Origin of the sequence: Paenibacillus sp. FSL R7-0128 (genome assembly GCF_038002245.1) — a bacterium.
Taxonomy (GTDB): domain Bacteria; phylum Bacillota; class Bacilli; order Paenibacillales; family Paenibacillaceae; genus Paenibacillus_AQ; species Paenibacillus_AQ silagei.
Map to the genome: position 1 here is coordinate 5,777,685 of NZ_JBBOCD010000001.1, position 14,577 is coordinate 5,792,261.

The window sequence follows — 14,577 nt, forward strand, 5'->3', positions numbered from 1 at the left end:
TTTTCAAGTCCAATTTATATAGATAATTACGGGCTGACGAAAAAAGGATGCCTAGTCGCCTTCATCGGCTAAGTAGACATCCTTTCATTCGCAAGCACCTGTCCTAGCGGACGCTTTCGTGCAGTCCAGCTGCCGTCCGGCTAACACTGACAAGCTCGCCCCGGCATTCATTCACGCCGGCTTCGGTTATCTTCACCTGGCACAGCTCGCCCTGCAGTGAATCGTCGCCGTCAAACAGAACCTGCAGATAGTTATCGCTGAAGCCGTGCTGTACGCTGCGTCCCGCTGAGCCCTTGGCCGCCCGCTCCGGAATGACGGACAAAGTCTGTCCCACGAAGCGCTTGGCATAAGCCAGCTGCATCTCTTCAGAGAGATCGATCAGCTCCTGCACACGCGCATTCTTGATCTCCTCATCGACCTGATTGAGCATCCGTGCAGCCGGGGTTCCGGTCCGTTTGGAATACGGGAAGACATGCATCTCCGAATAGTTGACCGCCTTCATGAAGTCGTAGCCTGCCCGGAACATCTCATCCGTCTCGCCCGGGAAGCCGACGATCACATCGGTTGTGATGCCCACATCCGGCATGGCCTGACGGATCAGCTGCATTTTGGCAAAATACTCTTCCGTGGTATACTTCCGGCGCATCGCCTTCAGCACCTCGTTATGGCCCGCCTGGAGCGGAATATGCAGATGGCGGCACATCTTGGTGCTGCGGTTCAGCACCTCCAGCAGCTTCTCGTCAATCTGGCTCGCCTCAATGGAGCTGATGCGGACACGCTCCAGCCCGTCCACCTTATCCAGCTCCCAGAGCAGGTCAGCGAGGCGGTAGTTGTCCAGATCATCCCCGTACCCGCCGGTATGGATGCCGGTCAGCACGAATTCCTTGTATCCGGCCTCCACCAGCTGATGCGCCTGGGCGACAATCGATTTCGGATCACGGCTGCGCGACAGACCGCGCGACCAGGGAATAATGCAGAAGGTACAGAAGTTGTTGCAGCCGTCCTGTATCTTCATGAACGCCCGCGTCCGGTCAGCGAACCCGGGCACATCCATCTCCTCGAACTCACGCGTTTTCATAATGTTGCGGACCGCATTCACGGGCTGGCGTGACTCCTGAATATTCTTTACATGCGTCATGATCTGTTCACGGTCCTGGTTGCCGATCACCAGATCGACTCCGGGAATATCGAGAATCTCTCCAGGTGAGGTCTGCGCGTAGCAGCCGGTAACCGCTACGATGGCGTCTGGATTGCGGCGCACTGCGCGGCGGATCATCTGCCGGCTTTTTTTGTCGCCCGTATTGGTCACTGTACAGGTGTTAATCAGATAGACATCGGCGGACCCCTCGAAATCTACCTGCTCGTATCCATCATTCTTAAAGAGCTGCCAGATGGCCTCGGTATCATAGAAATTGACTTTGCAGCCCAATGTATAAAAAGCTACAGATGGCATGGTTTAAGCTCCTCCCATTTCTCCGGATTCATATAAAATGCAGGCGGCGGCAACCATACCTGCGGTTTCACAGCGCAGAATACGCGGTCCCAGCCCGACAGAGACTGCCCCGGCTTCCTCAGCCAGTCGGCATTCCTCCGTACTGAAGCCGCCCTCCGGCCCTACAACGATCATCACTTTAGCCGCAGCTTCCTGCGGAAGCGATGCCAGCCATGGCGCGGCTGCGCTGCGGAGCTGGAGGCCCTCTTCCTTCTCATAGCAGAAATAGACGGCATCATAGCCGTTGAAGCTCTGGAGCAGCTGCTTCCAGCTAAGCGGCGAATGCACCAGCGGAACAATATTCCGGTGCGCCTGTTCGGCAGCCTCCTTACAGATTTTGCGCCAACGCTCTAGCCGCTTACTCTCCTTGCGCTCATCGTACTGCACAATCGTCCGCTCTGAGAGGAACGGCGTGAAGGCTACAGCCCCGATCTCCGTGCATTTCTGAATGACTGTCTCCAGCTTGTCCCCTTTGGGCAGGCTCTGGGCGACAGTAATCTGAATGCGCGCTTCATGAGTCATAGCCAGAGGCTCCAGTATGTTCACGGTAACGAGTCCAATCTCTATGTCAGCAATCTCGGCCAGCGCCTCGCGGGCCACGCCGTCGCTGACGATCAGCTTGTCCCCGGCCTTGCCGCGCATGACCTTGGCGATATGGCGGGCGTCTTCACCGTCAATGCTAACCTTGTCTTGTCCGAACTGTGCCGGAGTTACGAAATAACGCTGCATCTCTCAACCTCATTCTGTCCGTTATTCAGCGTAAAAGCGGCGTAGTCCCCGCCAAATCAGGTCCCGGCCGCCGCTTCACACGTATCATTCATCTACTTAATAATCACATTATATTCTACAACGTTTGCCATGCACTGAACAGTCCCTGTCCGTTATGCCGTACTCAGACCCCGAACATCTTTAGGAACAGCTGGAAGAAATCATTACCCGTACGTGTCGCCCAGTAGCTAAGCGGTTCTATCGTATAGGCGCGCAGACCCGGAATGAAGATGATCAGCAGGAAAAGGAAAACCGTATACTGCTCATACTGCTGAAGTCTTCCACGGATCGGACGCGGTGCGATATCCTCTACGATCCGGTAACCGTCCAGCGGCGGCAGCGGAATCAGGTTAAATACGAAGAGGAAGAAGTTGAAGTGAATGAACATCCCGAAGAACCAGATCAGCGCCCGGAGCACCTGCTCGTTCTTGATCGAATCCATCGTGCCTGTTCCCACAAGAATCGCATAGATCAGCGCGCCCAGAATACCCAGCAGCAGATTGCTGATAGGCCCGGCGGCAGATACGATGACACCCATCAGGCGGGGACGGCGGAAGTTATCCCGGTTCACGGGGACCGGGCGCGCCCAGCCGAAGCCCGCAATCAGCAGCAAAATGATACCGAAGAGATCAAAGTGCACCGCCGGATTCAAGGTCATACGGCCCAGCAGGCGTGCTGTAGGGTCCCCGAATTTATTGGCAAAATAGGCGTGGGCGAATTCATGCACCGTAAACGCAATAACAATCGTAATCAGAAAAAACGGAAGCTGCTGCAAAGGATATACTAAAATTTGATCCAGGGAACCCATGTCTACCTCTTTCCGGCTGTGAACGCCACCCAATCTTCTTCGCGGGTTACTTCTAAAATCTCGAAACCGGAAGACTTCAGCGCTTCCGCGACCAACCCTTCCTTATCCTTATAAATCCCCGAGGTAATATAGATCCCCTCCGGCTGAAGCGCACGGTAGACATCGTCCGTGAACAGCACAATAATCTCGGCCAGAATATTCGCCACGACCACACGGACCGGCAGAGTCACTCCCAGCCCGTCTGCCGCCGGGGCAACAACAGGAACGGCCTCTTGGTCAGCCGTATTGCTTGGCCGGGCTGAAGGCCACATCTCTCCGGCTGCGGTATCCGCCGCCCCCTCACCGCCCAGCAGCGAGAGCAGATCGCTCTCCTTCACGGTGATTGCTGACTCCAGCCGGTTCAGCGCCACATTCTCACGGGCACTCTCTACGGCGACCGGGTCCAGATCCAGCGCCAGGACAGAGGCGGCACCGAGCAGCATCGCTCCGACAGCAAGGATGCCGGAGCCCGTACCTACATCGATGACCTCGTCACCGCTGACAATATGCTTCTCAAGAGCGCGAAGGCACAGCGCCGTTGTCGGATGCGTCCCGGTTCCGAAGGCCATGCCGGGGTCGATCTCAATAATTTTTTCATCCGCAGAGGCCGGGGTATATTCTTCCCATGTCGGCTTAATGGTCAGCCGCTCCGAGACGCGCAGCGGCTTGAAGTACTGCTTCCAGGCATGGGCCCAATCCTCCTCATCCACCGTCTTCCAGGAGATCTGTGCCAGCCCGGGGTCGATGCCGAACTCTCTCAGCTCTTCCACCCTTGGCGTCACCTCGGACACAACCGCGTCCATGTCCACCGATTCCGCATAATATCCTTTAATGACCGCTTCCCCTTCGGGGATGTCATTGAGCGGTTCGTCGTATAGTTCACCGTAACGTGTATCCCGGTTTTTATTCAGCGTCCCGGATTCTTCAATAGAGACTCCGCCCGCTCCGGCCTCAACCAGCAGATTGGATATCATCTCCTGTGCTTCCTCGGTTGTATGTACCGTCAATTCGTGCCATAGCATGGTAATGAATCCTCCTAAAAGTTTGTGAGCGTTACTTCTCTCGATTCTGCTTCGAACAAACTTACTTCGGAAGCATAGACTCAGTTTTGGGAGCATAATGTCCCTCGAAGCTTATCTTAGCTAGTATAGCATTTCTTACCCGTTCAGCGCCAAACTGCGTTCAACTCTCTACGGCAGACGGGGTGCTGCGGCAAAAACAATCCAGCGCATGGTCATCTACCATCCCGGCAGCCTGCATAAATGCATAGCAGATCGTCGAGCCGACGAACTTCATGCCTTTGCGCTTGAGCGCCTTGCTCATCAGATCGGACTGTGGGGTCGTCGCGGGAACCTCGGCTCTGTTCTTCCAGTGATTCACCACCGGCGTCCCGCCGACAAAGCTCCACAAATAACCGGCAAAGCCACCCTCTTCCTCCCGGCAGATCTGCTGGTACACCTGTGCATTGGTAATCACTCCCTTAATCTTCAGACGGTTGCGCACAATCCCCACATTTTGCATCAGCTCTTCGACCTTGTCCTCCCCATACAGCACGATCTTCTCCGGATCAAAGCCGTCAAAAGCCTCGCGGAAGCCCTCCCGCTTCTTCAGCACCGTATACCAGCTCAGTCCGGCCTGCATCCCCTCCAGCATCAGCAGCTCGAACAGCTTCAGGTCATCAACCAGCGGCTTGCCCCACTCTTCATCATGATAAGCTATATATACCGGGTCCGAGTTTACCCAGTCGCAGCGCTTAATTTCCATAGTTATTCTCTCCTTTGTCTTATAATTCTGGCAGCTATTCATAGCCATATCTTCTAACTGTATACGAAAAAAAGAGAAGAACACAAGGTTCTTCCCGTTAAAATAATGAAATAATGTTATTATTGTCCTTGCAGCTGTACTCGTGTCTCTTTGTCCGGTTCATTGGTAGAGTAGAAGAACATGTATATTGAAGCCTCTGTGCCTTTGAAATCCTTATATACATCAATGCTGTGATTGTTTCCGTTTCCACGGAAGTTTACAGTTACTATTTTACCCAAGATTCGATCTTTACCTGTGCCAATATGAGTCTGATTCACGCCGCCAAAATTCGGATCATCGCTCTTCGTCTCCACGTAGAGGTCTGCTCCCCGCATATAGTAGGTCCACTGCACCGGATACCCGCCGGTTTGCCGGATTAGCGTCTGCTTCTCACTGGAGATGTTGGTTATTTCCAGTGGCTTCTTGTCATCCTCATGCCGGGTAACCTTATAATTACCTACAAGCGTCATTGGCGTTGTTTTTGTAATCTCAAGATCTACAGGCCGCTCGAAGCGCAGCGTTCTCAGATCCTTGTCCTCCGTTGTCGAATACCACAATCCGCCTTCCAATTTCTGTCCGCCTACCTCAAGAGTATAATTAACATAAGGCAGCTCAGCGAATTTGGCTTTAGTCCGGATGGATACACGGATTTGTGTAGGTGTTATTACCATTTGCTCAATCCGGTTACCGGCGTCTTCCGCTTCCAGCGGCAGATCCAGTGCCGTCTTGATGGTAGCACCCGCCATTTTCTTCTTGCTCAGCTCAAAATCGAACGTCCATGGGCCATCAATATTACGTTCCAGCTTGGTATAGCTGAGTTTATAGGCTGTCTCTGCCCGAGGGACATCTACAGGATTGTAATACTGAATTGAGGTGTATTCCCCGTTATCCCCCGGCTTGCCCATTGCACCTGACTGAGAATTCTTGACAGGCTCTCCATCTCTATATGCTATGATTTGCGGGTATGCCAAGCTCTTAGCTTCGGGATTATTAAAGATTGCAGCCGTGGACAGCATCAGCTGTTCATTCCCTTCCTTAAAGGGCTGAACACTGAACGACTCCAGCCCATCCCGGTTCACCGGGAAGCTCTGCCGCTCCGGTGAGTCCGTATCCAGCTTCAAGTCTACCTCCTGCTGGGAGTAGGATTGAATTCCTGTTGCGGTCAGACTCACCTTGACCGTCTCCTGTCCCGGACTCCAGTTTGTCTCGAAATAACCGTTGTAACGCTGGTTCTTCTCGTCCCACTGCTGGTAGTTGTATTCATTGTCATCGCCGTTCCCATTTGCATCCTTAAGAGACATTCCATTCACATTCCACATTCCATTGCCCTTGTCTCCCCCGACATCTAGGCTGTACAGAATTACCGTCCGGTTCTCATCGGAGAGCGCCGTATGTAGCGTCAGGGTGACTCCATCCTTGGTGATCGTCTGTCCGAGCGGCTGACCCAGATTCTGTGCCAGCGCCGCCTGTACACCGCTTCTATGGTTCAGCAGATTCCCCCAGTCAACTTGCACAGCGGCATACACAGGAACAGCCATCAGCACTACGCTGAAGGAGGCTGCGACAGTGATCTTTCGCCAGTTGCGGTGGCGGACCGGGCTGCCTGCTCCCGCACGGCTGCCGCCTTTGGATGATGCATATCCAGCCTGCTCCATTCTGCCCCACATCTGCTCGAAATCAGGATAATTCAGCTCCTGATCCTCATTTAAGCGACGCTTTAACTGTGCTTCGGTTCTGTCCATATTCATCGTCCTCCTTCGTTATGGGCTGAACGCCCGCTTCTTCCAGAATCCTCTTCATCATCCGTAGCCCCTTATGCTGTCTGGACTTCACAGTTCCCAGCGGGATATCCAGCATCTTGCGGATTTCCTCCAGACTGAAATCATGCATATACCGCAGGGTCAGCACCGCCCTGATCTTCGCCGGGAGCCGGGACATGTATCCCGCCCATTCCAGCTTCGTTTCCTTCTGCTCTACCAGCTTGTCTACCAGCGGCTGCGGATTCTCCCTGAACATATGGAGATGGGCCGTCAGCTTCTGCTGCAGGCTGTTCCTGCGCTTCAGGTGGTTCAGGCAGGTGTTGACGGTGATTTTCATAATCCAGGCCTTCAGATATTCAATGCCCTGCCACTCGCTGCGGAAGAGAGTGATGAATACCTCCTGACACAGATCCTCAGCATCGGCAGCATCGTGCACCATATAATAGCAGGTACGATATACCTCCTTGCTGTAGGTTTGGAATAATTCCCTGTTGCCCACTTGAGCATGCCCTCCTTTCTTGTTTGAATTACCTTTATAACAACCCCGGGCTTCAAAAGGTTCATTTTCAGCAGCATATCCAGCTATATGTACTAAAAAAGCAGCATGTCCACCTGAAAAGCACAGGCTGCATACTGCTTACAATAGATTGTCCGGGAATAACTGCTCAATTTCAGAGCAAGCACAGCTTAGATAATATTCATGACCTCGCGCGCCTGGTTGTCCAGTTCCTGTGCAGAGGTAGCGATCAGCGTGAATTCATCCAGCGCCACTTGAATCTGCCGCTGGCTGAGCTGCACATTATCCTGCACCTGGTTCAATCCCGTTGATATTCTGCCGACCTCTTCCGTAATGGCCTGGACACTGTCCCGGACTTCGGTAATCTGATCCTGCACCATCGCAGACAGCTTTCTTACCTCCTTGGCCACCACATCGAATCCCCGGCCGAATTCTCCGGCATGTGCAGCCTCAATCGCTGCATTCAGGGCAAGCAGATGAGTCTGGGAAGCAATATCACGGATGGTCTGCACTACGCCGCGGATCGCTGCAGCCTGCTTTTGCAGACTTAGCAGTGTTTCGGTATTCTCAGTCGACACCTCGGCAATCCTGTCAATACTCTGCAGCAGCTCCTGACTCCGCTCAATTCCTTTGTCCGCACGCTGATTAAGGCTATCCGCCATGCCCTGCATTAGCTCCACGACATGGCTCATGTTGTTTTGTCTCTCCGTAATGTTAGTGGCCACCTTGGATACGCCGATGACATGGGTATTTGTCTCATCAAACACCGGCATATATGTAGCTTCCAGCCAGACCGAATTCCCCTCTGCGTCCATCCGTTCAATTTTGTCCTGGAAGCTCCGGCCAGCCATTAAATTCTGCCAGAACAACTCATAATCCGGACTGTTCACGAATGAGGGGAAGCACAGCTGGCTGTGCTGCATGCCGTACATGTCCTCCGCTTTGTATTTCACTGACTGGGCAAAGATCTCATTGACATAGGCGACACGCCGATCCAGGTCAAAGCGGATCATGGCAAGGTTTTTTTCCAAGGCTTTGACAACCAGTTCGTCTGTAACTGCTTGGTCTGCTAGATTTTCCATGTTGACTGCTCCCTATACATCTCAATTTTTAACTGATATACGGACGACTCTCGCTTATTTCACTTTACTCTTATTAACGGCTGTTCCAGCGCTTTGGATGATATCAATTAATAATGAGTCTAAACAACTTAGCCTATTCAGAGCAAGGATGGTTAGTCCCCTATTTACATCAGACTACTTCCTGGGGCCATAGTCCCCCATCTTAATTCCCCACACGCTGTCCTTCCGGTAGGCAGCCGCTTCCTGCAGCTCTGGAAGTCTCGTATCCTGCGGATAATGCCGCTCCAGATACTGGACGAAGGCCTGGCGCAAGCCGATCTCCTTATCCAGCTTGTTGAATTCGTTCGGATGGTTCTCCATCTCGGCAAACGATGCTTCCCAGCTCTCCAGATCTCCCGCCTCCGACTGCTCTGCTCGAACCTTTTCAGCAAGCATTCTTAGCTCCCGGTAAGCTCGTTTCACTTTCGAGGAATAGACCTGCTTCTGGTTCATGAAGGTCAACAGCGCCACCAGCAGCGCCAGCCCTACCCACATTATCACTGTATTCACTTATGTATCCTCCCGGCCTCGCATATCACTCCATTATACACGCCAAAACACAAAAATACCCCACTTACGCAGGGTATCCGTAGCAACAATTCGTCTGCTCATCTCTTCTTGACTTCACCGAATTATTCTTTCTTCATAATCTCTCCCAGCTGCCGCTTATCAGCCTCACGGGAACGGTCCATGGCCTCTATATCATCCTGATCTGCTTCAGCTGCTGAGAATTCAACATCCTCGGCCTTCGCCTCATAGAGCATTTTCATTTTTTCGGTTTTGGAAAAGATCTTCGAGTTCTCTCTGTCCATAGCTTGCCATCAGCCTCCACTTAATCTGGTTGTCATAGCTTCAAATCATTCCGCCGGCTTCCTCAATCAGTGACATCGCCTGACCATGAATAGCTGCATCTACAATAACCGTCAGCAGAATATTTCTGCCTGTAGGCCCGCCATCCCCGCCATGGCTCATTCCGCTCCCGCTCGTATGCGCCGCAGCTAATATGCCCGTATGGTCACTGACGGCCATCATCGAATCCATGCTCGCCAAATTGCCGGTAACCGGATTTACTCCCGGCTCCTGCCCGCTTCCCCCAAACCTGCTGAACCGGTCAATGGAAATCTCCTCTGCACGCAGTGCCTGCAGCTTACGGGAGACCCCTTCCGCTTCCTCCGGGGTTTTGAAGTAGGCCAGTATACTTTTTTCAGACATGGGAATTCCCCGCTTTCTGCCTGGTGTCCATAACGTACAAGCTTACTTGGCTATTTTGGATTTCCGGACATGATTTTATACATTTAGGGTTGGCTGTGACTCCAGCGAAGTTCTGGATTTTCACCCGCTGTAGTCCGCAGATTTCATTATCCAGAAGCCACACTTCTAAATTTCAGCCCTGTTTTTCCAACCATCATTCATGTCAGTATTCATGACGATAATTGTTTTTTTCTCTGTTATTTTGTATTTTTTTGTCTTTTAATTTCTTCATAGTAGTTTTAAAAGTCTATTTGTGTCATATAACATTCCGCATGAAATGAAAACATTCTCAAAACTCTATAAATTTTGTGTAGATTTTACAAATAACCAGTGGTAAAATCTTCTTAATATTTTTCCTAGTAATCTTGACGGAAATAAACCGGATTAATAGAAAAGGAGAATCCGGCTACTGTCTGTAGCAGGAGAGATGTAAGCCAGAACCAACATCATATTGTGGAGGGGATTACATTTGGAGTGGACAAAATTACCTCGTAAGCTATCATTACTAACTTTATCATTGGGTGTGGCTGCAAGTATGATTCCAGGCGCGGCATTCGCCGCCAGCAGCTTGAAGACACCCGTATCAGGCAATCATCTTCCAGCCTTGATTCCAGCGAATCAGCCTTATATTTCTCCACAAATTAACACCAAATCCTCAAATCTTGTCCGGGTCATCGTTCAACTCAGCGGTCAGCCTGCTGCCGTTGGCAAGTATGCTGCCAGACAAGGAATTACAGCGCTCGCCAATACAGCGACTGAAGCTGCAGTGAACAGCCAACAGGAAGAAGTACTGGATAAGGCTGAAGCCAAGAAGATTGACCTGACCGTCAATTACAAGTACGACACGATTCTGAACGGCTTTGAAGTCACCGTTCCGGCTGACAAAATCCCTGAGCTGGCGAAGATTTCCGGCGTGTCTTCCATTTATCCGAACAGCACCTGGTATGCTCTCCCTGATCAGACAGTGACCGAAGTGACTTACAGAAACGACAATGCTCCCCTGAAGCAGATTCATGCCGATTGGGCGGCTGACCAAGGCCTCACCGGGGCCGGACTGAAGGTCGGTGTAATTGATACCGGTGTGGACTATACGCACCCGGATATTGCCCCGGCTTATAAGGGCGGCTATGACTCCTTCTATCAGGATAATGATCCTTATGAAGAAGTTCCGCTGACTCCTGAAGAAGATACCGAGTATGGCGTAGGCTATGCGGGAACTTACCACGGTACGCATGTAGCCGGAACGATCATCGGTCAGTATGCAGCTAAAGGCGATGTGGCTCAGAAGGGTGTCGCTCCCGGGGCTGACCTGTATGTCTACAAAGTATTGGGCCGTAATATTGATAAGCCGAACACTTCCTCCGGATCTTCCGCTCAAGTCATTGACGGAATTGAACGTGCGGTCAAGGACGGCATGGATGTCATCAACCTGTCGCTCGGCTCCGATTCCGAGAAGGATGTGAACTCCCCGGATTCCATCGCGATTAATAATGCGGTTCTCTCTGGAGTAACTGCTGTCATTGCAAATGGGAATAATGGAGAAGCAGGTTATTTCTCCATGGGTTCTCCTGCTGCCTCCCAACTCGGAATTTCGGTAGGTGCCGTTAATAGCCCTATCAAAGCGTTCTCCGGTGAGTTCAAGGCAGAGATTACGGGTTCAGTCACTTCAGTGACTTATGACACCTATAATCCGTTCCATGTCATGGCCTATGAATTGGGTCAAACAGACTTTGCCGATATTATTGGAACAGAGCCGGTTAAAGTGTTCTACGCTAATTTAGGCGCAAATGAAGATTACCCGGAAGGAAATTTCGGTGAGAAAACTGTTGTTCTGGTATCCCGTGGCGATCTAGCCTTTGTAGACAAGATTGCTAATGCCAAAGCTCACGGTGCCAAAGCTATTGTGATCTTCAATGGTAATTTCCAGACAGTAGACGGTAAGAAAGTAGCTATTCTGGAAGAGAGCTATACTGACCGTTCTGACTTTATCGGTTCCAACCTTGGCGATGGATATGACAACATCCCTACGCTGGACCTGAAGGGCTCCCAAGGCCGCGCTTTAGCCAGAGCCATTGTTGCTAACGGCAACAAACCTGCTTACTTTACTTTCAGCTCCGAATATCCGATGGATATGACCGCCGGCGATGAAGTGACCAGCTTCTCCTCACTAGGACCGAACTTCGACGGTAAATTAAGCATTAAGCCGGACATCGTAGCTCCTGGTGACGGAGTGCTGTCTACGTGGCCTGCTTATGGCAAAGGTCATCCAGGAACTGATTATTCCAAAGCATACAATCGTATTAGTGGTACAAGTATGGCAACACCGCATGTAGCAGGCTTGGCACTGCTGATCAAGCAGGCACATCCAACTTATACACCATTAGACATTCGTGCCGCTCTGGCCAACACAGCAGATCCTGTGTTCTACCAGGATGCGCCTGAAGATTTCTATCTTCAAGGTCCTGGACGCGCCAATGTAGAAAATGCCATCATCACTCCGGCCCTGCTGCAATCGATAGAGCCGATCTCTATTCTGGACAAGAACTTTGTCCCGCAGAATGTAATCAACTACAATCCGTCTACAAGCTTTGGCACCCTGCTTCCCGGTTCTGAAGCTAGCCAAGTGCTGCAATTAAAGAATATGAGCGATACTGCGCTTACCTATTCTGCTTCCGTGGAATGGAACTATGGTGATCCCAAGCATGTATCTGCGACGCTCGACAAATCATCGGTAACTGCCGCCGCAAAAGGTGCCTCCACGTTCAACCTGAAGGTTACCGTCGCTGCTGATACCGTGCCGCAAATGCTGCAAGGTAATGTCGTCCTGGAAGCAGCAGGACAGCCAACTCTGCACTTGCCGTTTGCAATCAATGTAGATAAGACGACCGAACAACCTGATTGGGGTACAGGCATTCAGGAAGCTGCACTGAGCCAGCCGATCGTCTATACCAATTCAAGTGCTGTTCTGAACTACAAGCTGAAAGCAGATGATATTAACTATTATGAAGTAAATCTGATTGGCTTGGATGATATCAAGAAAGGCTCCTTCCAGGTATCCACGACCGGTGCGCCGGATAAGTTCTTCGAGCCTGGGAACTATAGCACGGTTGTATCATCCACCTATCACCCATATGACCACAATGGTGATCCAATCTTGGATGCTTACGGCAACCCTGCGGTGGCCGGTCTGACCGATGGAGTCTACAAGCTTGAGGTTATCGGCATTAAAGCCAAAGATAACACCAAACCGATCAAGATTGACTATAACAATGATGAATACTACAGTACCTACACCTCATTCCGCTTTATCACTGTCTCTGACAGTGGAAACAATGGCGGCGGCGGTGGTGGAGGTGGCGGTACAGTAGTTACGCCAACACCTGTGGTGGTTCCAGAACCTGTGAAGTCCCTTGTTGAAGAAGGCGTTCAGCAAGTAACGGTAACACCTCTAACCGCATCGAAGGATGGTGTAACGACAGTAACCGTGAGCGACAGCGATCTGAAGGCCGCTCTGGCCAAAGCCGCTACTGTCAAGACAGCCGTTGTTATCTCTCTGATCAGCATCTCAGATAAGTCTGCTGAACTGAGCCTGACTGCTGATCAGGTGAAATTACTGTCCGCCATTCAAGCAGGCAGCACCCTTATCGTGAATGTTGGCGGATCTGCTGTAGCCTTGCCGGTATCCTTATTAGCCGCTTCCCCTGCAGGCCAGAGCTTGAAGCTAGTAATTAAGCAAGAGCCAGACGCAGCCAGCAAGCTGATTGCAGGTACTCCGGGTGCCCAGGTTATTGGAACCCCGGTATCCTATGAAGCTTCATGGACTACAGCTACAGGCAGCACTTACTTGAACGTTCCAACCAACGTGTTCATCAAGCGCACCTTTACTGTACCTGGCAAGATTGAATCCAAGACCGCAGGCGTACTGTTTGAGAAAGACGGACTGGTGACCCCGGTTGCTTCTGTCTTCACCCCGCAAGCCGATGGAACAACCCTTGTGACCGTAAGCCGTCCAGGCTTCTCCGTGTATGCAGCAGTCAGCAAACCGGCAGCAGCCTTCACAGACATCGCGAATTCCAAATCAGCGGTTGCCATCCAGACGTTGGCCGACAAACTGATTATTCAGGGAACCTCGGCAACAACTTTTGCGCCGCAGAGCAATCTGACCCGCGCTGAGTTCACAGCACTCTTGACCCGTGCACTGGGTCTGCGTACCGATGCCAGCGTAACCTTCTCCGATGTGAAATCAACGGATTGGTACGCCAAGGATGTAGCTGCGGCCTCCAAGGCCGGCCTGATTCTGGGTATCGGCAATGGCAAGTTTGCTCCAACTCAGAAGGTAACCCGTCAGGAGCTCGCTGTCATTCTGGACAGAGCAGTGAAACTGACAGGCACTGAACTGAAGGCTATTGCTAATCCTTCGTTCACAACCTACTCCGACAACGCTAAGGTAGCCCCTTACGCCAAGGACAGTCTGCAAGCCCTGACCAAAGCCGGCATCTTCGCCAGCGAAACGGGCATTGCCTTCAATCCAACAGCTCCGGCAACCCGTGAGACAGCAGCCGCTGCACTCTATGAATTGCTGAGCAAGAGCGGGTTGATTCAGTAGGACGCTCCGCGCAAAGAGTAACACATTTAGCCCCTTCACTTCCTGGACAGGAAGTGGAGGGGCTTTACTATTGTTTATGAAGACAGTAGATATTAAGTAATATCTGCAATTCACCCATTAATCCAAAAAGCTCGCTGAGTGCTGCTTCGTTAATCACTTTTTTTTGAGCGGCACTACTATTTCAATGGTAATCCCATCAAGTGAAGCAATAATTTCTTCCACTCTTTGATCCATAGCTCCTCCTTATTCGTTATAAGGAAAAGGAAGCATTTTATGCTAAAATCTTAATATCCTACATCTATGTATATTGTTTTAACCTAGTAGCTCGTCAGCTCTAAACGTATGAAAATTACTTTAACTAATGGTTTGCTGAGTGGTTACCTCACCCCGATTAGGGGCAAGGGGGAGGCTT

At 51.3% G+C, this 14,577-nt stretch carries 12 protein-coding genes; 1 reads left to right on the top strand and 11 read right to left on the bottom strand.

Annotated elements, in window-relative coordinates; translation table 11 throughout:
* Window positions 1–103: 103 nt before the first annotated feature.
* The 11 genes from mtaB to NST26_RS24395 form a co-directional block, all read right to left on the bottom strand.
* On the bottom strand, window positions 104–1,453 hold the full coding sequence (gene mtaB, locus NST26_RS24345; protein ID WP_340979956.1) for a tRNA (N(6)-L-threonylcarbamoyladenosine(37)-C(2))-methylthiotransferase MtaB: 1,350 nt from the start codon (window positions 1,451–1,453) through the stop codon (window positions 104–106).
* A 3-nt stretch (window positions 1,454–1,456) separates the two neighbouring features.
* A complete protein-coding gene (locus tag NST26_RS24350; RefSeq protein ID WP_340979957.1) occupies window positions 1,457–2,221 on the bottom strand; it encodes an RsmE family RNA methyltransferase in 765 nt (254 codons plus the stop codon).
* A gap of 163 nt (window positions 2,222–2,384) precedes the next feature.
* Window positions 2,385–3,068 (bottom strand): site-2 protease family protein, encoded by a 684-nt coding sequence (locus tag NST26_RS24355; protein ID WP_209987764.1) that lies wholly within the window; start codon window positions 3,066–3,068, stop codon window positions 2,385–2,387.
* 2 nt (window positions 3,069–3,070) lie between these two features.
* Complete coding sequence (gene prmA, locus NST26_RS24360; protein WP_340979960.1) at window positions 3,071–4,129, bottom strand: 50S ribosomal protein L11 methyltransferase; 1,059 nt, start codon at window positions 4,127–4,129, stop codon at window positions 3,071–3,073.
* Between the two features lie 160 nt (window positions 4,130–4,289).
* Entirely contained in the window at window positions 4,290–4,871 is a 582-nt protein-coding gene (locus tag NST26_RS24365) for a DNA-3-methyladenine glycosylase I (RefSeq protein WP_340979962.1), read from the bottom strand.
* Window positions 4,872–4,990: 119 nt separating this feature from the next.
* The gene (locus NST26_RS24370; protein WP_340950800.1) at window positions 4,991–6,652 is read right to left on the bottom strand and encodes a DUF4179 domain-containing protein; all 1,662 of its coding nucleotides are present in this window, start codon (window positions 6,650–6,652) and stop codon (window positions 4,991–4,993) included.
* The gene (locus NST26_RS24375) at window positions 6,612–7,169 is read right to left on the bottom strand and encodes an RNA polymerase sigma factor (protein WP_209872145.1); all 558 of its coding nucleotides are present in this window, start codon (window positions 7,167–7,169) and stop codon (window positions 6,612–6,614) included. The genes NST26_RS24370 and NST26_RS24375 overlap by 41 nt, the downstream gene beginning before the upstream one ends.
* A gap of 188 nt (window positions 7,170–7,357) precedes the next feature.
* A complete protein-coding gene (locus NST26_RS24380; RefSeq protein WP_339311119.1) occupies window positions 7,358–8,269 on the bottom strand; it encodes a methyl-accepting chemotaxis protein in 912 nt (303 codons plus the stop codon).
* Window positions 8,270–8,443: 174 nt separating this feature from the next.
* Window positions 8,444–8,818 (bottom strand): hypothetical protein, encoded by a 375-nt coding sequence (locus tag NST26_RS24385; protein ID WP_339250305.1) that lies wholly within the window; start codon window positions 8,816–8,818, stop codon window positions 8,444–8,446.
* A 122-nt stretch (window positions 8,819–8,940) separates the two neighbouring features.
* Window positions 8,941–9,120: a YfhD family protein gene (locus tag NST26_RS24390; RefSeq protein ID WP_036732220.1), complete on the bottom strand. Its 180-nt coding sequence runs from the start codon at window positions 9,118–9,120 to the stop codon at window positions 8,941–8,943.
* 40 nt (window positions 9,121–9,160) lie between these two features.
* Window positions 9,161–9,520, bottom strand: a complete 360-nt coding sequence (locus NST26_RS24395; RefSeq protein ID WP_340950798.1) for a hypothetical protein — start codon at window positions 9,518–9,520, stop codon at window positions 9,161–9,163.
* A 508-nt stretch (window positions 9,521–10,028) separates the two neighbouring features.
* Between NST26_RS24395 and NST26_RS24400 the strand changes: the two genes are divergently transcribed.
* A complete protein-coding gene (locus NST26_RS24400; RefSeq protein ID WP_340950797.1) occupies window positions 10,029–14,165 on the top strand; it encodes a S8 family serine peptidase in 4,137 nt (1,378 codons plus the stop codon).
* Window positions 14,166–14,577 lie beyond the last annotated feature (412 nt).